The organism is Nocardioides sp. CF8, assembly GCF_000389985.1.
Taxonomy (GTDB): domain Bacteria; phylum Actinomycetota; class Actinomycetes; order Propionibacteriales; family Nocardioidaceae; genus Nocardioides; species Nocardioides allogilvus.
Map to the genome: position 1 here is coordinate 3651782 of NZ_CM001852.1, position 20687 is coordinate 3672468.

Here is a 20687-nt window from a genome sequence, read left to right on the forward strand (position 1 = left end):
GAAACTTTTTCCAGATCAGCCGGGCCCCGGCGAGAGCAGGCGGACCACCCAACGGCGACGTGACACCACCTACCGCGCGGACTCGCGCAGCGTCGACCCGCGGGCACCGCGGACGGTCAGCGAGGCCGAGACGAAGGCCGCGATGCCCAGCACGACGGCCGCGATGGCGGTGAGCGCGACGAGGCGCATCGGCGAGATGGCCGCGACGAGGTGCGGGGTGGTGAACGACTCGACGACGCCCAGGGTGATGGTGCGGAGCACGACGTACTGCGCGAGCGAACCGGCCAGCACGCCTGCCACCGCGGCGCCACCGAGCACCACGAGGAACTCCCGGGCGACGGCGGACATCACCGCGGAGCGGGGTACGCCGACGACCCGCAACGCCGCAGCGTCGCGACGCCGGGCCGGGAGCTGGACCGCGGTGGAGACGAACAGCCCGGCCAGCGCCATCAGCAGCACCAGCACCGCGACCACGGCATAGAGCCGCAGGGCCAGCGCGTAGGCGCTCTGGTCGAGCACCCGCTTCTGCGCGGCATAGGTCGTCTCCACGGCGAGGCCGGACCTGGTCAGCTCCCTCGACAGTGACTGCGGAGCGCCCGCGCGCATCAGCACCCGCGTCTCGAAGAGGTTGTCGTAGACCGAGCGGTCGGCGATGAAGGCGGAGTAGTCGACGAGCAGCCCGGCCGGGCCGACGAACGGCATGCCCTCCAGCTCGCCCGCCGGATCGACCTGGACCATGCCGGCGCTCTCCCGGTTGGGCAGGTCGGCGATCACGCGGTCCGAGACGTCGACCCCGCGCAGGACCGGTCGCTGCAACGGGATCCCGCCCGCGGAGAGCCGGGCCATCGCCGGGCCCGCGGCGTCGTCGAAGGTCAGGTCGATGCTGTCCCCGGAGGTGTCGACGGCCCCGATCGAGGAGCGCCCCCGGTTGTCGGCGCTCGGCTGCCAGCCAGCTCCGGCGATGGCGTCCTCGACCACCGCGCCGTCGACCGCGACCGACAGCACCCGGGCCGTGCCGGTCATCTCCATCGCCGTCCCGGCGCCCCCGCCCAGGGTCAGGCCCTCCAGCGGGCAGCCGGTGCGGCAGGTCTTCGGCAGGGCAACGCCCTGGGTGCTCTCGCCCGCCGGGAACGGCCCGAGATAGCTGCGCTCCGGCACGCCACCGACGCTGCCGAAGCGCGCCTCGATGCCGAGCTCGCCCGACGTCGTGGCCTGGTTGTCGACCGTGATCGAGAGCCGCCTGCCGACGAGCAGAGGGATGCGCCCGGGCAGCGTGATGTCGTCGACGACCTGCTCGACGCTGCGACCCGGGCTCCACGTGGCCGGCCAGGTCGCCACCGTGGCCAGCCGCTCGGCGTCGACCACGGCGAAGTCCGCGCCGGGGTTGAGCACCGACGCCGCGGCCATCAGCCACTCCCCCTCCGGGTCGAGGCTGCGGGTGAGATCGCGGGTCTCGCGCAGCGACAGCGAGGAGGTCCACGTCGTCGCGGCCGGCGACACGGTGGCCGCGACGCTGCCGCGCCAGGTCGAGGCCGAGTCGTAGACGCCCGCGCCGAAGACCGCGACCGCGATCGCTGCCGCCACCGGGAGGATGACCAGCGTGCCTTCCTGACGACGCGAGATCGCCCGCGCCGACACGAAGCCGCTCAGCGAACGGGTCAGCCCACGACGCTTGGTCCACCACGTCGCCGCCCAGGCCGTCAGCCGCGTCGCCGCGAGCCCGGCCACGATCGCGAGCAGCATCGGCAGCAGCATGTCGGTCAGGTCGGGCGCGCTCTGGCCGGAGGCCGAGAGCTTGGAGACGAGTACGGCGAGGGCGAGCGCCAGCAGGGTCAGCTGGGCGACGACCGACCAACGTCGCGACTCCCGCGGTCGGCGTACGCCCGAGAGCTGGGAGGCGAGGGTGTCGCGCACGACCATCCCGACCGCAACGCAGGCGACCCCGACGGCGACGGCGAGCACCAGCGCTGCGGCGGCCCAGCTCACCCACGGCAGCGGCATCGGCAGTCCCGGCACCAGCCACTGCCGGGTCAGCAGGGCGCCCAGGCCGACCCCGAAACCGACACCCAGCGGCACCGCTGCGGCCAGGACGACGAAGGGCTCGGCCAGTCCGAGCAGCCACAGCCGGGTCGAGGAGACCCCGCGCAGGGAGGCCAGCGCGAGCTCCGGCACCCGGATCTCGCTGGCCGCCATCAGCAGCCGCATCAGCAGCGCGAGGGCGACGAGCACGAGCGACAGGACGGCCGGGGCGATCGACTTGCGCGCGGTGGACTGTTGGGCACGGACCTCGTCGCTGAAGGCCTGCAGGTTGTTGGTGCCGGGGACCCCGACGAGCGTGCCGCCGTCGACCTCCTCGGTGACCTCCAGGCCGGCGGCCGTCGCCACCGCGTCGGCGAGGTCGGCCGGCGTCGCATCCGCCGGGACCGCGAGCGGGGTGTCGACCTGCACCGTCCACGCTCCGGCGCCGAGGGTGCCGAGGGTCGCGTGCGTGGTCAGCAGCGGTGCCGGCATGTAGGGCGTGTAGTCGCCGGTGGGATCGAACCGTTCGCTGGTCGAGCTGAGGCGGAGCGGGTGGGTCCACTCGTCGTCGGAGACGGGCGTGGCATAGGAGCCGACCACGGTGACCTGTGACAGCGGCGAGCGGGCATACGAGCCCCGGAGCGGCTCCGGGATCGCGGTGTTGAGCTCCAGCGGCCGGCCGATCTCCGCGCCCGCCTTCTCGACGTCTGTGGCCAGCATCAGCACCTCGCCGGGCGCGGTGGGGCAGCGGCCCTCGATCTCCAGGCCGGCGCAGACGTCGTCGCGCGACCAGAAGCTCACGATGCCGCCGAGCCCGCTGAAGTCGTCGGACACGAGCGTCGCCGTTGCTGGGCCCCACGGCCCCTCGTTCCTGGCGTCGGAGGCGGCGATCGCACGGTCGACGGCGACCTCCGGGTCGGTGCCACCGTCGGGGGTGAGCTCCCGCGTGAGGTCGGTCGACGCCGCCGACGCCTCCTGCAGCCGGGTGACGACATAGGAGTTGGTGACGGCCTCGGAGAAGATCGGCCCCAGCGCCGCCGACCCGAGCGCGAGCGCCGCGAGCAGCACCGAGCCGACGCTGAGCAGCGCACGCGACCTGAGTCCGCGAATGATGGTGCCGAGGAGCTGGATCATCGGCCCTCTTCCTCACGCAGGGTCGAGGGTCGCGTCGCTGACGGTCGTACGGCGCGGGCCCGGCCGCCCAGGACGAGCATCGCAACCGCCGCCAGCACCGCCGGCACCACCAGCGTCGCCACACGCGGGGTGGTGTCGAGCGGCGCGGCCGCGGGCGACACCGTGACGAGCGGCAGCCCGCCGAGCAGCAGGTGCACCGCGAGCCAGCCGCCCGCTGCCACCGAGATCAGGACGACCGCGGCCAGGGCCACCAGCTCGACCCGGCCGGCCCGGCGGGCCTCGCCCAGCCCGACCCCGAGCACTCGCAGCGAAGCGACGTCGTGGCGGTAGCTGCGCAGGTGGCGGGCGATGCCCGCGGCCAAGGAGAGCAGCGCGACCAGTGCGCAGAAGGCCGCCATCAACGCGTAGGCCCGGGACTGGTCCGCGCCCGCTGCGGTGGAGACGCTGCGGCGTACGTCCTCGAGGGAGCGGGCCTTCGTGCCGGTCGCCTCGGTCAACGCCGCCAGCATCGCGGACGGTGTGTCGTCGGCGACCACGATCGAGGTCTCCGCGTCGGGCACCGTCGGCCGGGATCCGACCATGCTCGTCGGCAGGTCGGTCAGCTGCCCGATGCCACCGAGCAGCGGCAGCGCCTCGAAGCGGGTGCCCTCGCCGAGCACGCGATCGTTGCCGGCGATGTCGAGCGGGAGGCCGGGCTCCGCACCGGCCGCGAACTCCGGGATCGGGTCGGAGATCGCCGCCACCTGCAGGTCGAGCAGGCCGTCGGGCAACGGATTGACCTCGAGGCCGTCGAGCCGGTTGGCGACGGACCGGTAGTGGAGGTCGAGACCGGGATAGAACCTGATGTTGCCCAGGCCGTCGATCGCGGACCGGTCCGGTTGCCACGCGACGTCGAGCAGAGAGCGGTCGCCCACGGACAGCTGCGTCAGGAGCACGCGGTAGGAGGTGTCATCGAGCTCGAAGACGTTGCCGCCACCACCCGCGAGCGTTCGGGCGATCGCCAGCCCGGTCACCTGGCAGCCGGCGGTGCAGCCGGGCAGCCGGACGGAGCGACGATCCTGCTGTCCCGGGCGCGGGTTGAGCAGGGCCTCGATCGATGCGCCCTTGCCATCGGCCGTGACGTAGTCGAGCTCCAGGATCAGCCGGGTCGTGGCGGTGGGGCCGGACTCGATCCGCTCGCTCGCGACCTCGAGCCGGTTGCCGCGCACGGTCAGGTCGGCGGAGTCGGTGGTGAGCTCATCGATGCGTGCGGCCGCAGCTGCCGCCGGGGTGTCGTCGTAGAAGTCGCCGGCCACGGACTCGAAGCGCGCCGCGTCGACATAGGCCCGCCGCTCGCCGAGCCGGCCCTCGTTGGGCACGACCGCCACCGCCATCAGGTGCTGGCCCTCGGGGTCGAGGTCGCGGGTCAGCGCCAGGGCTTGTACGGCGCCCTCCTCGACCGGCACGCTCCGCGGACCGCCGGCAGCGATCCGGGCGCCACCGTCGACCCAGTCGGTGACCGAGGAGGCGCCGGTGAGGGCGAGGACGCCGACGACGGCCGCGGCGACGAGCAGCCGCATGGGCGTCACGAGGTCGTCGGCCCGCGACAGCCGCCGCGTGGCCAGGAACCCGGACAACCCCGACGTCGCCGTGGCACCGGTCGCACCGCGGGCGAGCAGGCGCAGCACCCAGATCGCGACCTGGCCCAGCGCCAGCCCGACCAGGGCGGGCCCGAGCAGCACCAGGACGTCGGGATCGCCGACGACGGCCTGGCGGCTGCGGTAGGCCGCGACGGCGGCACCGACGATGACGAGCACGCTTCCGAAGAGCACCAGCGTCGTCGCGCGCCGGGGTCGGTTGCGGGTCGCGACCTGCACCGACAGTGGTTCGGTGACGGTCGCCCAGGTGCCGAGCAGGACGATCAGCAGGCTGCCCGCGGCGGTGCCGAGGGCGACGCCGGCAGCCGTCGACCCGAGCGCCGGCACGTCGGCGTCGAGCCAGGCGCTGCCCGCGACGCGTGCGACCAGCGAGCCGAGCACGAGCCCCAGACAGGTGCCGAGCACGATCGTGACGAGGGGCTCGGCCAGCAGGACGCCGCCGAGCCGGAGCCCGCGGATCCCCCGCAGCCGAGCCAGGCCGATCTCCTCGCGGCGCGCGGCCGCGAGCTCACGACCGATGCTGGGGATCGCGACCGCGCCGAGCAGCAGCAGCGGCGACATCAGCCAGCGCGAGGTGCCGGCGGCCTCGGCGAAGCCGAGAACGGCGACCGCTCCGCCGACGACGACGGTCGTCATCGCGAGCAGCGTCAGCAGGGTGCCGCGGCGGCTCCACGCTCCGCGGAGGGCACGGGTCATGCGTGCGCTGTCCGGCTCTGCACCAGCCGGCCCTCGTCGAGGGCGTAGTGCACGTCGCAGGCCTCCACGACCGCCGGGTCGTGGGTCGCGACGACGACCACGGACCCGCGGGCCGCCTCCTCGTGGAGCTCGGCCAGCACCACGCCGCGGTTGCCCTCGTCGAGCTCGGAGGTGGGTTCGTCGGCGAGCAGGATTCCGGCGCCGACGACGAACCCGCGGGCGCAGGCGACGCGCTGCATCTGCCCGCCCGAGAGCTCCTCGACCTGCCGGTCACCGAGGTCGGCGATGCCGAACCGGCCCAGCGCCGCCTCGGCCTCCTCGTCCGCGTCGCGCGGGTCGACCCCGCGAGCACGCAGGGCGATGGAGACGTTCTCGCGAGCACTGAGGATCGGCACCAGGCCATAGACCTGCAGCACGAACGCGACGTCTGGGCGCGGGTCGCCGGTGCCCTGCCACATCGACGCATCGGCGTACGACGTCGTGCCGGTCGTCGGCTCGAGGAGCCCGCCCGCGATGGAGAGGAGGGTGGTCTTGCCCGACCCGCTCGGACCGGACAGGGCCGTCACCTTGCCGGCCGGGAAGGTCAGCGTGACGTCGTCGAGCAGGGTGCGGCCGGCGACGTAGGTGATGTCGCTGAGGACCAGGTCGCTCACTGGGCTGCCCCTTCTCCGCTCGAGCGGGTGATGATCAGGCGCCCCTGGTCGTCGTCCTCGAACTTCACCAGCGTGCCGGGCGGCCACTCAGCCGCGACGTGGCCCGGGAGGTGGAGCACGCCGTCCTCGCCGACGACGGCGTATTCGGAGCCGTGGCGGCCCTCGGCGCCGACGCGACCGCCCTTCATCGTGATCGAGCGCGGGAAGGTCGCGGCCACCTCGGGCTGGTGGGTGACGACGACGATGGTGGTGCCGAAGTCGTCGCCGAGCGAGTGGATGAGGTGCAGGACGTGGTCGCGGTCCTCGTGGCTGAGCTGGCTGGTCGGCTCGTCGGCCAGCAGCAGCCGGGGCGCGGTCGCGACCGAGCAGGCGAGCGCGAGCCGCTGGCGCTGGCCGCCGGACATGGTGGAGACGACCTGGTCGGCCTGCTCCTCGAGCCCGACGCGGCTCAGCAGCTCGGTGTCGAGCATCGCGTCGCGGCGCTCGGCGGAGCTGAGGGAGAGCCGGGCGAAGGCGATGTTCTGTCGACCCGTGGCATAAGGCAGCAGGTTGCGGGTCGCGCCCTGCAGCATGGTGGAGACCGACCGGGAGCGGATGCGGGCGAGATAGCGCTCGCCCATCCGGGAGATCTCCTCGTCGCCCAGGAAGATCCGGCCGGCGCTGGGCTTCTGGATGCCGCCCAGCAGCGTCAGCAGCGTCGACTTCCCGGAGCCGGACGGGCCGAGGAAGGCCACCCGCTCACCCGGCGCGATGACGAGGTCGACGCCGCGCAGCGCCACCACGTCGTGCCCACCGAAGGTCTTGTAGAGGTGCACGACGCCCTCACAGCGCACGCCCAGTCCCCCGATGGCGACCGCCGGCCGCGCGTCTGCCTGATCCAGCACTGCACTCCCCCTCGCAACGGCCCTCGCAACGGGCCTGCTCGTCACCCTAGCCACGCCCACCGACCGACGTAGCCGGGTCAACGGCGAGTCGTTGTGCTTCCGACACCCAAGGAGTGCCCGTGACCCTCGCCCTCATCCGCCGCACCGCCGCCGTCCTTCTCACGCTGGTGCTCGGCGCCTCGCTGCTCTCCGGTTCGGGGCCACTCGTGTCCCCCGCGGCCGCTGTCCCCTCGACCGTCGGCTCCGCCGATCCGGGTCGTACGGCGATGCGCCCACCCGGCAAGCGCAAGCCGCGGCTCCGGATCTCGGTGCTCTCCAACCGGGCCGACCTGATCTCGGCCGGCGACGCGCTGGTCGTCGTGCGGCTCCCGCGCAGGGTCGACCCGAAGAAGGTCGTCGTCACGGTCGGCGAGCGCAGGGTGACCCGGGCGTTCAAGGTCCGCTCGGACGGCCGCTACTGGGGCCTGCTCAAGCACCTGAGGCTCGGGCGCAACGTCGTGAAGGCCTCCGCCCCGCGGGCGCGCAGCGGCCGGACCGTCATCACCAACTTCCCCAACGGTGGCCCGGTCTTCGCCGGACCGCAGCCCGGTCCCTACCAGTGCCAGCCCACCGCCCGCGACGCCCAGTGCAACCAGCCGGCGCGCTACTCCTTCCTCTACAAGTCCACCGACCCGCTCAAGACCGGCCTGTCGCGCTACCACCCGAAGAACCCGCCCGACGACGTCGCGACGACGACCACCGACCAGGGCGTCACGGTGCCGTTCGTGGTGCGCCGCGAGGACGGCTTCCAGGACCGCGACCGCTACACGATCCTCACCCTGTTCAGGCCCGGCAAGGCGTGGAAGGCGTGGGCCCCGCAGGCCCAGTGGAACCACAAGGTGCTCGCCACCCACGGCGGCGGGTGCGGTGCGTCCTACGGCCCGTCCCACCCCAACCTCCACGACTTCGCGGGGACCCTGCCGGCGTCCCCGGTCGAGGACAGCTATGTCACCGCACTCGCCAAGGGCTTCGCGGTGCTCGCGACGGCGCTCAACAACACCGGCCACAACTGCAACCTCGCGGTCGAGGCCGAGTCGATGATGATGGCGCGCGAGCGGCTCGTGGAGCGCTACGGCGAGGTGCGCTACCTCATCGGCTCCGGCTGCAGCGGCGGTTCGATCGCGCAGCACACGATCGCCAACTCCTACCCCGGGATCTACCAGGGCCTGGTCACGACCTGCTCCTACCCCGACGTCTTCACCGCCGGCGCGCAGTTCGCCGACTACCACCTCATGCGCAAGTACTTCGAGGACCCGTCGCGGTGGTCGCCCGGCACCGTCTGGCTGCCCACGCAGATGGCCGACGTCGAGGGACACATCAGCCACCTCAACGCGGTCGCCGCCGACGAGTTCCTGTTCAAGAAGGCCATCAACCCGGAGACGCCGTGCCTCGGCACGAAGGACCCGGTCGCCGGTGACCCCTCGACCCGTTTCGACTCCGACATCAACCCGGCCGGTGTCCGCTGCTCGATCCTCGACATCGTGATGCAGTTGCTCGGGCCGCGCCCCAAGTCGGTCTGGTCGGCGCAGGAGAAGGCCGCCGGGCACGGGTTCGCGGGCGTCCCGTTCGCCAACACCGGTGTCCAGTACGGCCTGAACGCGCTCAACCGGGGCACCATCACGCCCGAGCAGTTCGTCGACCTGAACGAGAAGGTCGGGGGCATCGACGTCAACGCCGACCCGACGCCCGGTCGCATCGCCGGCGACCCGACCTCGATCGCCCGCGCCTACCGCACCGGGCTCATCAACGAGATGAACCACCTCGACGAGGTGGCGATCATCAACCACGGCGGGCCCGACCCCGGCGTGGCCCACGACTACGCCCACGCGTGGTGGACCGAGACGCGCCTCGAGCGCGACCAGGGGCACACCGACAACCGGGTCATGTGGTTCGGCCCGGCGCCGCTGATCGGCGACGTGGAGTGGTCACGCGAGGCGTTCCTCGCGATGGACGGCTGGCTCGCGGCCGTCGAGAAGGACAAGCGGGCCATCCCGCTCGCGCAGAAGATCGCCGCCGACCGGCCCGCCACGGTGACCGACCGCTGCATCGGGGTGTGCGCGACCGACGTGACCCAGCTGCGCCTGTCGACCCCGCGCCAAGAGGCCGGCGGCGACATCGCCAACGACGTGGTCGCCTGCCGACTGACGCCGCTCGACAGGTCGACGTACACCTCGCCGCTGCCGTTCAGCGACGCGCAGTGGGCGCGGCTGCAGGCCGTCTTCCCCGCCGGGGTGTGCGACTGGAGCAAGCCCGGCGTCGGGCAGGGACGGGCCGAGACCTGGCTGGGCTACGGCACCGCCACCGAGGTCGTGTACGGCGGTCGCCCCCTGCGCGCCGCCCCCGCCCGCTCGGGTGCCGGGCTGATGTCGCGGTCCTTCCGGGAGCTCCTGCGGAAATGAGGTAGCGGCCCGCGCCGCCGTACCATTGCGCCAGTGACCTCCCCGCATGACGCCGGCCTCGACCCCGAGGACCTGGCCGCCACCCTCCGCGTGCTGCAGCAGCTCCACACGCTGCCGCCCGAGCACCCCGACCACGTGACGGTCAAGCGCGCGGCCTCGCACATGTACAAGGCGATCAAGGCCGAGCGGAAGCTGACCAAGCGCGCCGAGGAGCTCGCCCACGACCGGGCGGTCACCGAGCTCACGGCGACCGGGTCGCCGGTGCGGATCGACGACGAGACGTCCGGCATCCCGCTCGTCTCCAACGCGCCGGGCGCCTTCGCCGGCGAGCTGATCAACCCGCGCGGGTGCTACATCTGCAAGAACGACTACACGCTGGTCGACGCGTTCTACCACTGGCTGTGCCCGAGCTGCGCGGCCTTCAGCCACACCAAGCGCGACCAGCGCACCGACCTCACCGGCAAGCGCGCGCTGCTCACCGGCGGTCGCGCCAAGATCGGGATGTACATCGCGCTGCGGCTGCTCCGCGACGGCGCGCACACGACGATCACGACCCGCTTCCCGCGTGACGCCGTGCGTCGGTTCTCCTCGCTCGAGGACTCGGACGACTGGCTGCACCGCCTCAAGGTCGTCGGCATCGACCTGCGCGACCCCACCCAGGTCATCTCGCTGGCCGACGACGTCGCAGCCGCGGGCGCGCTCGACATCCTGATCAACAACGCCTGCCAGACCGTACGCCGCACGCCGGGCGCCTACGCCCCGCTGGTCGACGCCGAGCTGGCTCCGCTGCCGACCGACCGGGAGCTCCCGGAGATGGTCACCTTCGACCGCATCTCCGAGGCGCACCCCGCCGCCATCGCCGGCGCGCTGGCCGACACGGCCGTCGCCCACCACCTCGGCGAGAGCGCCGAGCACGCCCTCGCCGCGCACAACGCGGCGTCGCTGACCGCCCTCGCACTGACGGCCGGCAACGCGTCCCTCGACGCGCACATTGCGGGCACCGCCGTCGACGCGGGCGGCCTGCTCCCCGACGTACAGCTGAACAACTCCTGGACGCAGACGGTCGGCGAGGTCAACCCGCTGGAGCTCCTCGAGGTGCAGCTGTGCAACTCGATCGCGCCGTTCCTGCTGGTCTCCCGGCTGCGACCGGCGCTGGCCGCGGCGGCGGTCACTGCGTCGTCCGGGCGCGCGTACGTCGTGAACGTGTCGGCGATGGAGGGACAGTTCGGTGGCCGCCGCTACAAGGGCGCCGGGCACCCGCACACCAACATGGCCAAGGCCGCGCTCAACATGCTCACCCGCACGTCGTCGGAGGAGATGTTCGAGACCGACAAGATCTTGATGACCGCCATCGACACCGGCTGGATCACCGACGAGCGCCCGCACGCCGAGAAGCTGCGGATGGCGGCCGAGGGCTGGCACGCCCCCCTCGACCTCGTCGACGGCGCCGCCCGCGTCTACGACCCGGTCGTCCTCGGTGAGGCCGGCGAAGATCTCTACGGCTGCTTCGTGAAGGACTTCAAGCCCTCACCCTGGTGAGGGCCGTCAGCGCGCTAGCCAGTTGAGCAGCAGGGTCAGGACGACCGAGGCACCGATCGACACGAGGATCATGACGAGGCAGCCGGGGCCACCCCCGAGAGGTCTGATCTGGACAGGGCTCATGTGCCCACCCTGTCAGGCCGGGGCGCCGTCACCGGCGATGTTGACCAGCCAGTTGATCCCGAACTTGTCGACGAGGGCACCGAACTCGTCACCCCAGGGGGCGGGCTCGAGCGCCTGGACCACCTGGCCGCCGTCGCTGAGGCCGGCAAAGTAGCCGCGGAGGGCCTCGCCGTCCTCGCTCGTCCCGGACAGGCTGATGGAGACGTTGTTGCCCCTCGTCACCTGCACCATCTCGGGCGGCGCGTCGGCGACCATGAGCGTGAAGCCGGCCGGCGTCTCGAGCTGGCCGTGCATCACCTGGATGGCGAGGTCGCCCTGGGTGCCCATGTCGCCGAAGGTCATCACGGTCAGCTCGCCGCCGAGGACGGACTGGTAGAACTCCAGCGCCTCGCGGGCCTGGCCGTCGAGGACGTTGACGTAGGGGTTCAGCCGTGCAGCCATGGGGTGCTCCTGGGGTCGAGGAAGGGTCACCGACCAACGTAGGAGTCCGCGCCGCCCAGGTCGAGGGCCGAAATAGAAGAAGGCCCGCTCCCCACGGGGGTGGAAGCGGGCCTTCAGTCTGGGTCGATCACTCGGCGGCGGGGATCTCGTCCTCCGCGACCGGCGTGACCGGGGTGGTGCTCGGGCGCTGGTCCGCGAGCTTGGTGACGCCGTTCGACACGGTCTCACGGACCTTGTCGACGTGGGGCGCGAACCGGCCCTCGGTGCGTTCGTCGATGGTGGTGCTCATCTTGTCGAGGAAGCGCTCCACGTCGTCGCCGCGCTCGGCGGCCAGCGTCGCGACCTTGTCGCGGGCAGTGGTGAAGGCGGTCTCGAGCTGGATGACGAAGTCGTTGACGTGCTTGTCGATCTGCAGCTCGTCGATCGTCTGCTTCAGCTTGTCAGCGATGTTGGTGTCGGACATGTGCGTCCCCCTTGAGCGGGTCGTGCGGGTGCCGCCGGTCGGCTGCACTGTCCTCAACGATGCCCCATGGGCCGCGATTCCGTCGCCCGGGGTGTCGATCGCCACGTGCCGGCCGGGAATCAGCCCGAGTGTCCGCGCAGCAGCTCGGCGAAGTCGGCGACGGGCGCCAGGTCGTTCCCGGACGTACGGCGACGCGCGGTCGGGTCCGGGGCGAACCCGGCCACGTGGTCGCTGCCCGACACCACCACGGCGTTGGCCAGCTCGGCCGCGGCCCGGGCCACCCGGTCGGAGAGACCCGTGCTGCCGAAGTCCTCGGTCGCGGCGAACACGCCGGTCGGGAGCACGACGGCTCGCAGGTAGCTGAACAGCGGGCGCATCGCGTGGTCGAGGACCAGCGAGTGCCGGGCGGTGCCGGCGGTCGCGGCGATCAGCACCGGCATGCCGTTGAGGGCGTCGGTGTCGAGCGCGTCGATCAGCATCTTGAACAGCCCGCTGAAGCTTGCGCTGAACACGGGGGTCACCGCGATCAGTCCGTCGGCCGCCGAGATCTGCTCGCGGACCGCGGTCAGGCGCGGGGTGGCGACGCCTCCGCTGGTCATGTAGCCGGCGAGGTCCTGGGCGAGCTCGCGCACCTCGACGTACTCGAAGGACACGGCCTCGCCGCGGGCGCCCACGGCCGCCGAGACGGCATCGGCGAGCTGGTCGCCGAGCAGCCGCGTGGACGAGGGCACCGTCAGGCCGGCGGTGAGGACGACGATCGTGCGGGTCATGACTGTGCTCCTTCGGTGACGGTTGCGGTGTCGTCGGCCTTGGCGGGCTCGACGAGGTGGTGCGGGGCGTCGGGTCCGGCGGCGACGAGGGAGGTGTGAGTGGGCGGGTCGCTGGGCACGTGGGCCGGGCGGCGGCGGTCGAACTCCGCGCGGAGCACCGGGACGACCTCGCGACCCAGGATCTCGAGCTGCTCCAGCACGACCTCGGTCGGCAGGCCGGCGTGGTCGATGAGGAAGAGCTGGCGCTGGTAGTCACCGGCGTAGTCGGCGAAGCCCAGCGTCCGCTCGATGACCTGCTCGGGCGTGCCGACGGTCAGCGGCGTGGCGGCGGAGAAGTCCTCGAGGGACGGGCCGTGGCCGTAGACCGGGGCGTTGTCGAAGTAGGGCCGGAACTGCTTCTTGGCCTCAGCCTCGGTGGCACCCAGGAACACCTGGCCGCCGAGGCCGACGATCGCCTGGTCGGCGGCGCCGTGGCCGTAGTGCTCGAAGCGCTGGCGGTAGAGCCGGACCATCTTGGCGGCGTGGTCGGGGCCCCAGAAGATGTGGTTGTGGAAGAACCCGTCGCCGTAGTAGGCCGCCTGCTCGGCGATCTCGGGGCTGCGGATCGAACCGTGCCACACGAACGGCGGCGTGCCGTCGAGGGGCGCGGGCGTGCTCGTGTAGCCCTGCAGCGGGGTGCGGAACTGGCCCTGCCAGTTGACGACCGGCTCGCGCCACAGCTTGCGCAGCAGGTGGTAGTTCTCGATCGCGAGCTTGATGCCGTCGCGGATGTCCTTGCCGAACCAGGGGTAGACCGGGCCGGTGTTGCCGCGTCCCATCATCAGGTCGATGCGGCCACCGGACAGGTGCTGCAGGAAGGCGTAGTCCTCGGCGATCTTCACCGGGTCGTTGGTGGTGATCAGCGTGGTGGAGGTGGAGAGCTGCAGCTTCTCGGTCTTCGCGGCGATCCACGCGAGGTGCGTGGTCGGCGAGGAGACGGTGAACGGCGGGTTGTGGTGCTCGCCGGTCGCGAAGACGTCGAGGCCCACCTCTTCGGCCTTGAGCGCGATGCGGGTCATCGACTCGATGCGCTCGCCCTCGCTCGGCGTGACGCCGGTGGTCGGGTCGGGAGTGATGTCGCCGACGCTGAAGATGCCGAACTGCATGATGCCCTCCATTGATGGACTAGTTGAAGATTGTACGACATCTAACCGGACCGTGGTCCGGTCTATTCCAAGACGAGCGCCGGTGCGGCGCCGTACCCCTCCGGAGCCCGCGCGCGGGCGCGCATCAGGCCGTGTAGCCACCGAGCAGGTGCGCGAGCTTGAGGTGCGGCGCAGCCTCGTCCGGCTTGCTCTGGCGCTGCAGCGAGCGGCCGATGAGCAGGTGGGCGTAGGCCTCCTGCGGGTCGATCGCGAGCACCTCGCGCGCGGCCTCGATCGCGGGACCGAGCAGGGCGGAGTGGTAGTAGGAGCGCGCCAGCAGCAGGCGGGCGTCAGTGAGCGCGTGCCCGAAGTCCTCGGGCTGCTCGAGCAGCTCCTTGAGCAGCACGATCGCCTCGCGGTAGGCGCGGTCCTCGAACAGCGACTGCGCGCGGACCCACCGGTCGTGCAGCGAGTCCTCGAGGAGTCCGGCGTGGCCGGCCAACAGGTCCTCGAAGGGGGTGAAGTCGGTCATGGCTGGCTCCTCTCGGGTCGTCGGTCGAGGTCACAACGCCCGCCCGAGGTGTCCGATTCCCGCGAGCCCAGGTGGCCGGCAGGTGTCCAGGCTGTCACCCGGACGAAGGCTGCGTGAACACCTGCCTCTCTGCCGCCGTATGGCTGTCCGCGTGCCCGCCGGGCCGCTCATGCTGGGGTCATGAGGTATGGCGAGGAGCACGGCCCCCTGGCGATCGCCCACCGTGGCGGCCTGGCGCTGGGCCCGGAGAACACGCTGGCGACCTTCGCGCGGGCCACCGCGCTCGGGGTGCGCTACCTGGAGACGGACGTCCACACCACGAGAGACGGCCACCTGGTCTGCTTCCACGACGCGACGCTGGAGCGGGTCACGGGCGAGCCGGGCTCCGTCGCGGACCACACGTTGCGGTCGCTGAGCCGCCTGCGCGTCGAGGGCCGAGAGCAGGTCCCGACGCTCGCGTCGGCGCTGGCCTCCTTCCCCGACACCCGCTTCGCGATCGACCTCAAGGACGAGCCGGCCGGCCCGGCCCTGGTCGCACTGCTGCTGGCGAACCCGTCCTGGGCGAAGCGGATCTGCATCGCCGGCGCCTGGTCCAACCGGTTGCAGCGCGTCCAGCACGCCGTGCCGGACGTGACGACCGCACTGGGCTGGCGTGCGCTGACGACCCTCATCGCAGCCTCGCGCTCCTACGCCCGCCCGCCCGCTCGCGTTGCCTCGGGCACGTTCGCCCACGTGCCGCTCCGACTCGGCCGGGTGCCGATCTACACCGAGCGGATCGTCCGGCGCGCCCACGCCCTCGACATCCGCGTCGCGGTGTGGACCGTCAACGACCAGCCCACCATGCACCGGCTCCTCGACGCCGGCGTCGACGCGGTCATCACCGACCATCCCGACCTCCTCCGCGAGGTCCTCATCGCGCGGGGCCAGTGGGCGCCGCTCGCGGGGCGCCGTACGACGTCTGCCTGACGCCCCTTCCGGGCACTGGTGGGGGAAGTCTTGCACCTCTGGGGCGTTGCAACGGCCAAGAGGTGCAGGATTCCCCGCCTAAGCGGGGACTCCGACACATCACCATCACCCCCACTTGAAACCCCTACCCCCTAGGGGTATGGTCATGGCATGGCCCACGAACACAGCTACGTCGCCCACGGCACGAAGGACGCCCACCTCAAGCGCCTGAAGCGCATCGAGGGGCAGGTCCGCGGGATCGCGCGGATGGTCGACGAGGAGCAGTACTGCATCGACATCCTCACGCAGGTCTCCGCGGTCACCCGCGCCCTGCAGGCGCTCTCGCTCGGGCTGCTCGACGAGCACCTGGAGCACTGTGTCGTGGAGGCCGTCCGCGAGGGCGGCGACGAGCAGGCCATCAAGCTCAAGGAAGCCAGCGACGCCATCGCGCGCCTGGTCAAGTCATAGGAGAAGACATGGAAACCCAGAACCTCACCGTCACCGGCATGACCTGCGGCCACTGCGTCGCCAGCGTCACCGAGGAGATCAGCGAGCTCGCCTCCGTCGAGGCCGTCGACGTCGACCTCGCGACCGGCTCCGTCACCGTCACCAGCAGCCAGCCCCTCGATCCCGCGGCCGTGCGCGCCGCAGTCGAGGAAGCCGGCTACGGCGTGGCATGAGCACCCCCGTCCGTCTCGCGGTCTTCGGGCTGGGTCTGCTCGTCGCCTTCGCCGCCGCCTGGGGCGTGGGTACGGCGATGGGCCCCGTCCTCGACGACGATCCGGCCGCCTCCCATGACATGGAGATGGGCGACGACGACGCCGGCCACGAGCAGGCCGCCCACCTCCCGGGCGGGCTCCTGGTCAGCCAGGACGGCTACACGCTGTCACTCGCCGAGACGACGATCAAGCCGGGCACCCGCCCGCTCGCGTTCACCATCACGGGCGCCGACGGCGAGCCGGTCACCGACTTCGACATCGAGCACGAGAAGCAGCTCCACCTCATCGCCGTACGCCGCGACGGCTCGGGCTACCAGCATGTCCACCCCGTCCTCGGGGACGACGGGACCTGGCGCACCGACCTCGACCTCGTGCCCGGCGCGTGGCGGGTCTTCGCCGACTTCACGCCCGACGGCGGCGAGGGCCTGACCCTCGGTGCCGACGTGACGGTCCCCGGCCAGGTCGGCAGCACGCCCGCAGCGAGGACCGCCACCACGGAGGTCGACGGCTACACCGTCACCATCGACGGCCACCTCACCGACGGCAGCTCGAGCGACGTCACGGTCGCCGTCGAGCGCGACGGCGAGCCGGTCACCGACCTCGAGCCCTACCTCGGCGCCTTCGGCCACCTCGTGGCCCTGCGCGCCGGCGACCTCGCCTACCTCCACGTCCACCCGGAGGAGAGCGGTCCCGGCCCCAAGGTTCCGTTCGTGGCGGAGGTCCCCAGTGCCGGCGACTTCCACCTCTACTTCGACTTCCAGCACGACGGCGTCGTGCGGACGGCGCAGTTCCTCATCAGCGCCGAGGAGGGCGGTTCCCATGACGACCACTGACACCGACGTGTCCACCACCGAGCTGCAGATCACCGGCATGACCTGCGCGTCCTGCGCCAACCGGATCGAGCGCAAGCTCAACAAGCTCGACGGCGTCACCGCCTCGGTCAACTACGCGACCGAGAAGGCCCACGTCAGCTACCCGGAGTCCGTCTCGACCGACGACCTGATCGCCGGCGTCGAGGCCGCGGGGTACGCCGCCACGCTGCCGACGCAGGAGCAGGCCGACGCTGCGCCCGAGCGCGACGAGGCCTTCGTCCGGCTCGTCGTCTCGGCCGCCCTGACGGTCCCCGTCGTCGCGATGGCGATGGTGCCGGCGCTGCAGTTCGAGTTCTGGCAGTGGCTGTCGCTGACCCTGGCCGCACCGGTCGTCGTCTGGGGCGGCTGGCCGTTCCACCGCGCCGCGTGGACCAACCTGCGCCACGGCGCCGCGACCATGGACACCCTGATCAGCCTCGGCACGCTGGCCGCCTTCGGCTGGTCGGTCTACGCCCTGTTCCTCGGCACCGCCGGGACGCCGGGCATGACCCACCCCTTTGAGCTGACCATCGAGCGCAGCGACGGCGCCGGCAACATCTATCTCGAGGCGGCAGCCGGCGTCACCTCCTTCCTGCTGGCCGGCCGCTGGTTCGAGCACCGCGCCAAGCGGACGGCCGGGGCCGCCCTCACCGGCCTGCTCAACCTCGGCGCCAAGGACGTCGCCGTCCTGCGCGACGGCACCGAGACCCGCGTCCCCATCGACTCACTCGTCGTCGGCGACACCTTCGTGGTCCGCCCCGGCGAGCGCATCGCCACCGACGGGGTCGTCGAGTCCGGCACCAGCGCGGTCGACCTCAGCCTGCTCACCGGCGAGCCGGTGCCGGTCGAGGTCGGCGTCGGCGACTCGGTCGTCGGCGCGAGCGTCAACGCCGGCGGTCGCATCGTCGTCCGGGCGACCCGGGTCGGCGCCGACACCCAGCTCGCGCGACTCGCGCGGTTGGTCGAGGAGGCCCAGAGCGGCAAGGCGCCGGTGCAACGGCTGGCTGACCGGATCTCGGGGATCTTCGTGCCGATCGTGTTGGTGCTCGCCGTCGCCACCCTCGGCTTCTGGCTCGGCAACGGAGCCGGCGGACCGGCCGCGTTCACGGCCGCGGTCGCCGTACTCATCGTCGCGTGCCCCTGCGCCCTCGGCCTCGCGACCCCGACCGCACTCCTGGTCGGCACCGGTCGCGGCGCCCAGCTCGGCATCGTGATCCGCGGACCCCAGGTCCTGGAGTCCACCCGCGCAGTCGACACGATCGTGCTCGACAAGACCGGCACCGTCACGACCGGCCAGATGAGCGTCGTGTCCGTGACCACCGTGCCGGGTGTTTCCGACGACGAGGTCCTGCGGCTGGCGGGTGCCCTGGAGCACGCCTCCGAGCACCCGATCGCCCGCGCGATCGCGGCGTACGCCGATTCCCCCCTGTCCGTCAGCGACTTCGTCGCCACGGGCGGCGTCGGGGTCACCGGCACCGTCGAGGGACGGTCGGTCTTCGCAGGCCGGCCGAAGTCACCGGAGCTGAGGGACGCGGTCGAGGCGGCCTACGCCGACGGCGCGACCCCGATCGAGGTCGGCTGGGACGGGCGCGCGACCGCAATCATCGTGGTCGCCGACACCGTGAAGCCGACCTCGAAGCAGGCGGTCGACGAGCTCAAGGCGCTCGGCCTGACGCCGGTGCTGCTGACCGGCGACAACCGGGCAGCCGCGGAGGCGGTCGCGAAGGACGTCGGCATCGACACCGTCATCGCGGACGTCATGCCCGAGGACAAGGTCGCGGCGGTCAAGGACCTGCAGGGCCAGGGGCGCGTCGTCGCCATGGTCGGCGACGGCGTCAACGACGCGGCCGCGCTGGCGCAGGCCGACCTCGGCCTGGCCATGGGCACCGGCACCGACGTCGCGATCGAGGCCAGCGACCTGACGCTGATGCGCGGCGACCTCCGCGTCGCGGGCGACGCGATCCGGCTGTCGCGGCGCACGCTGTCCACGATCAAGGGCAACCTGTTCTGGGCGTTCGCCTACAACGTCGCCGCGATCCCGCTCGCCGCCGCCGGGCTGCTGAACCCGATGCTGGCCGGCGCCGCGATGGCGTTCTCCAGCGTGTTCGTGGTGACCAACAGCCTGCGGCTGCGCGCCTTCTCGTGACCTCTCGTCACCGGCACATGGCAGGATCTGCGGCGAGGCAGCGGCGCTGGCCGCTCGACACCGGCAACTTTCTGGGGAGTGCACGAACATGGGTCTGATCGACTTCTTCAAGCCGAAGCGTGACGAGGTCAAGGAGACCAAGTCCGCCCTCGACGCGGCCAACGACCCGACCGTCGACGACGGCGCGATCAACAAGGTCGTCACGATGCTGCTCGACATCGGCCTCGACGGCCGCGGCCCGATCAAGTCGGCCCCCCAGGTCGCCAGCGCCGCGAAGAAGGACAAGGGCTCCCGCGAGGAGGCGATCAAGGCGATCGCCCGCGCCACCACGGTCCGCGGCGGCATCGGCGGCTTCGTCACCGGCCTCGGCGGCTTCGTCACGATGCCGATCGCGCTCCCGGCCAACGTGCTCGAGTTCTACGTCCAGGCCACCCGCATGGTCGGCGCGATCGCGATCCTGCGCGGCTACGACATCAACGAGCCGCGGATCCGCACCGCCGTGCTGCTCACCCTCGTCGGCTCGAAGTCCGACGACGTGCTCAAGAAGGCCGGCATGGCCACCGGCGGCGGTCGCGTCACCGCGCTCGCGCTGCGCAACATGCCGCCCGCGGCGCTGATGGTGGTCAACAAGGCCGTCGGCTTCAACCTGATGCGCGGCGTCGGCACCAAGGCGCTCGGCCGCCTCGGCCGCGGCGTCCCGGTCGCCGGTGGCTTCGTCGGCGCCGGCATCGACTCCTACATGATGAAGAAGATCGCCGACCACGCGATGAAGGAGTTCCCGGCCGTCACCGGCGGTTGAGCAGGCCCGCCAGGGCCGTCACGAAACCCGGTCGCGGGTGTGCAGCAGCCACGCCAGCCCGAGGAACGGCAGCACCAGCGGCAGGTAGCCGTAGCCCTGTCCGTACGCCGACCAGACGGTCGCGTCCGGGAACAGCGCCGGGTCCAGCACGGTCAGGGTGCCGACCGTGAGCACGCCGACGAGCTCGAAGAGGACGGCCGCCCACGCCAGTCGGCGTGGGGCCGGCCCGACCTCCGCCAGCCCGAGGGTGGCCGCGATGTAGACGAGGCCGGCCACGGCCGAGAGCGTGTAGGCCACCGGTGCCTCGGACGCCTTCGTCGCGAGCTGCACGCCGGAGCGGGCGGTCGCGGACAGCGCGAACACCGCATAGACGGCGATCAGGGCGCGACCGAGGCCGGACCTGGTCGAGGTGCCCTCAGCCATGCAGCTGCACCACGCGCAGGACGAGGAATGCCACGGTCACGGCGGCGACGATCAGCACCGCGGTCGCGCCGCGACTGCGCTCGGCCAGCGACCAGAGCACGCCGAGCGGCAGCACCAGGACGGCCGCGAGCAGGTAGCCGACGAACGTCACCGGGCTGGCCACGTCGTCGTCGCCGGCGACCTGCGCGATGCCGATGACCGCCTGGGCGATGACGCCCAGCTCGAGCAGGCCGGCCAGGGCGACGACGGCGTTGTCGGGACCGCGGTCGAGGGCGACGTACACACCGGCGACGACAGCGAGCAGCAGCGAGGCGACGAGCAGGCTCGTCTGGAGGGGCTCGATCACGGGCC

At 72.1% G+C, this 20687-nt stretch carries 19 protein-coding genes; 8 read left to right on the forward strand and 11 right to left on the reverse strand.

The features are described 5' to 3' along the window. Positions 1-69 precede the first annotated feature (69 nt). The 4 genes from CF8_RS17775 to CF8_RS17790 are packed head-to-tail and all read right to left on the reverse strand — an operon-like array spanning position 70 to position 7023. The gene (locus CF8_RS17775; RefSeq protein WP_010834489.1) at positions 70-3153 is read right to left on the reverse strand and encodes an FtsX-like permease family protein; all 3084 of its coding nucleotides are present in this window, start codon (positions 3151-3153) and stop codon (positions 70-72) included. Next, a complete protein-coding gene (locus CF8_RS17780) occupies positions 3150-5486 on the reverse strand; it encodes an ABC transporter permease (protein ID WP_010834490.1) in 2337 nt (778 codons plus the stop codon). Before CF8_RS17780 ends, CF8_RS17775 begins: the two co-directional genes overlap by 4 nt. After that, the gene (locus tag CF8_RS17785) at positions 5483-6139 is read right to left on the reverse strand and encodes an ABC transporter ATP-binding protein (protein WP_010834491.1); all 657 of its coding nucleotides are present in this window, start codon (positions 6137-6139) and stop codon (positions 5483-5485) included. The genes CF8_RS17780 and CF8_RS17785 overlap by 4 nt, the downstream gene beginning before the upstream one ends. Next, the gene (locus tag CF8_RS17790; protein ID WP_010834492.1) at positions 6136-7023 is read right to left on the reverse strand and encodes an ABC transporter ATP-binding protein; all 888 of its coding nucleotides are present in this window, start codon (positions 7021-7023) and stop codon (positions 6136-6138) included. Before CF8_RS17790 ends, CF8_RS17785 begins: the two co-directional genes overlap by 4 nt. Positions 7024-7142: 119 nt before the next feature. Between CF8_RS17790 and CF8_RS17795 the strand changes: the two genes are divergently transcribed. Together CF8_RS17795 and CF8_RS17800 are read left to right on the forward strand one after the other, a co-directional pair. Next, positions 7143-9461 (forward strand): DUF6351 family protein, encoded by a 2319-nt coding sequence (locus CF8_RS17795; protein ID WP_010834493.1) that lies wholly within the window; start codon positions 7143-7145, stop codon positions 9459-9461. Positions 9462-9494: 33 nt separating this feature from the next. After that, positions 9495-11000, forward strand: a complete 1506-nt coding sequence (locus CF8_RS17800) for an SDR family NAD(P)-dependent oxidoreductase (protein WP_010834494.1) — start codon at positions 9495-9497, stop codon at positions 10998-11000. Between the two features lie 135 nt (positions 11001-11135). Here the strand turns inward: CF8_RS17800 and CF8_RS17805 are convergent, their stop codons facing one another. From CF8_RS17805 to CF8_RS17825, 5 genes are all read right to left on the reverse strand, one after another. After that, positions 11136-11564 (reverse strand): VOC family protein, encoded by a 429-nt coding sequence (locus CF8_RS17805; RefSeq protein WP_010834495.1) that lies wholly within the window; start codon positions 11562-11564, stop codon positions 11136-11138. A gap of 127 nt (positions 11565-11691) precedes the next feature. Next, on the reverse strand, positions 11692-12027 hold the full coding sequence (locus CF8_RS17810; protein ID WP_010834496.1) for an antitoxin: 336 nt from the start codon (positions 12025-12027) through the stop codon (positions 11692-11694). A gap of 119 nt (positions 12028-12146) precedes the next feature. Beyond that, positions 12147-12797, reverse strand: coding sequence for a CE1759 family FMN reductase (locus CF8_RS17815; RefSeq protein ID WP_010834497.1), 651 nt, complete (start codon positions 12795-12797; stop codon positions 12147-12149). Then, entirely contained in the window at positions 12794-13942 is a 1149-nt protein-coding gene (locus CF8_RS17820) for an LLM class flavin-dependent oxidoreductase (protein WP_036493554.1), read from the reverse strand. Before CF8_RS17820 ends, CF8_RS17815 begins: the two co-directional genes overlap by 4 nt. Positions 13943-14066: 124 nt before the next feature. Next, positions 14067-14453, reverse strand: coding sequence for a hypothetical protein (locus tag CF8_RS17825; protein ID WP_010834499.1), 387 nt, complete (start codon positions 14451-14453; stop codon positions 14067-14069). Between the two features lie 180 nt (positions 14454-14633). Between CF8_RS17825 and CF8_RS17830 the strand changes: the two genes are divergently transcribed. The 6 genes from CF8_RS17830 (at position 14634) to CF8_RS17855 (ending at position 19913) form a co-directional block, all read left to right on the forward strand. Then, positions 14634-15419 carry a glycerophosphodiester phosphodiesterase family protein gene (locus CF8_RS17830; RefSeq protein ID WP_010834500.1) on the forward strand — a complete coding sequence of 262 codons (786 nt, stop codon included), beginning with the start codon at positions 14634-14636 and terminating at the stop codon, positions 15417-15419. 150 nt (positions 15420-15569) lie between these two features. After that, positions 15570-15866: a metal-sensitive transcriptional regulator gene (locus CF8_RS17835; protein WP_010834501.1), complete on the forward strand. Its 297-nt coding sequence runs from the start codon at positions 15570-15572 to the stop codon at positions 15864-15866. 8 nt (positions 15867-15874) lie between these two features. Further along, on the forward strand, positions 15875-16078 hold the full coding sequence (locus CF8_RS17840; RefSeq protein ID WP_036491373.1) for a heavy-metal-associated domain-containing protein: 204 nt from the start codon (positions 15875-15877) through the stop codon (positions 16076-16078). Further along, on the forward strand, positions 16075-16950 hold the full coding sequence (locus tag CF8_RS17845; protein WP_010834502.1) for a hypothetical protein: 876 nt from the start codon (positions 16075-16077) through the stop codon (positions 16948-16950). Before CF8_RS17840 ends, CF8_RS17845 begins: the two co-directional genes overlap by 4 nt. After that, positions 16937-19114: a heavy metal translocating P-type ATPase gene (locus CF8_RS17850; protein ID WP_010834503.1), complete on the forward strand. Its 2178-nt coding sequence runs from the start codon at positions 16937-16939 to the stop codon at positions 19112-19114. The genes CF8_RS17845 and CF8_RS17850 overlap by 14 nt, the downstream gene beginning before the upstream one ends. Before the next feature lie 88 nt (positions 19115-19202). After that, positions 19203-19913, forward strand: a complete 711-nt coding sequence (locus CF8_RS17855) for an EcsC family protein (protein WP_010834504.1) — start codon at positions 19203-19205, stop codon at positions 19911-19913. Between the two features lie 18 nt (positions 19914-19931). Here CF8_RS17855 and CF8_RS17860 read toward each other — a convergent pair whose 3' ends face one another. Both CF8_RS17860 and CF8_RS17865 read right to left on the reverse strand, forming a co-directional pair. Beyond that, positions 19932-20336 carry a hypothetical protein gene (locus CF8_RS17860; RefSeq protein ID WP_010834505.1) on the reverse strand — a complete coding sequence of 135 codons (405 nt, stop codon included), beginning with the start codon at positions 20334-20336 and terminating at the stop codon, positions 19932-19934. Further along, positions 20329-20682, reverse strand: coding sequence for a hypothetical protein (locus tag CF8_RS17865; protein WP_010834506.1), 354 nt, complete (start codon positions 20680-20682; stop codon positions 20329-20331). The genes CF8_RS17860 and CF8_RS17865 overlap by 8 nt, the downstream gene beginning before the upstream one ends. Positions 20683-20687: the final 5 nt, after the last annotated feature.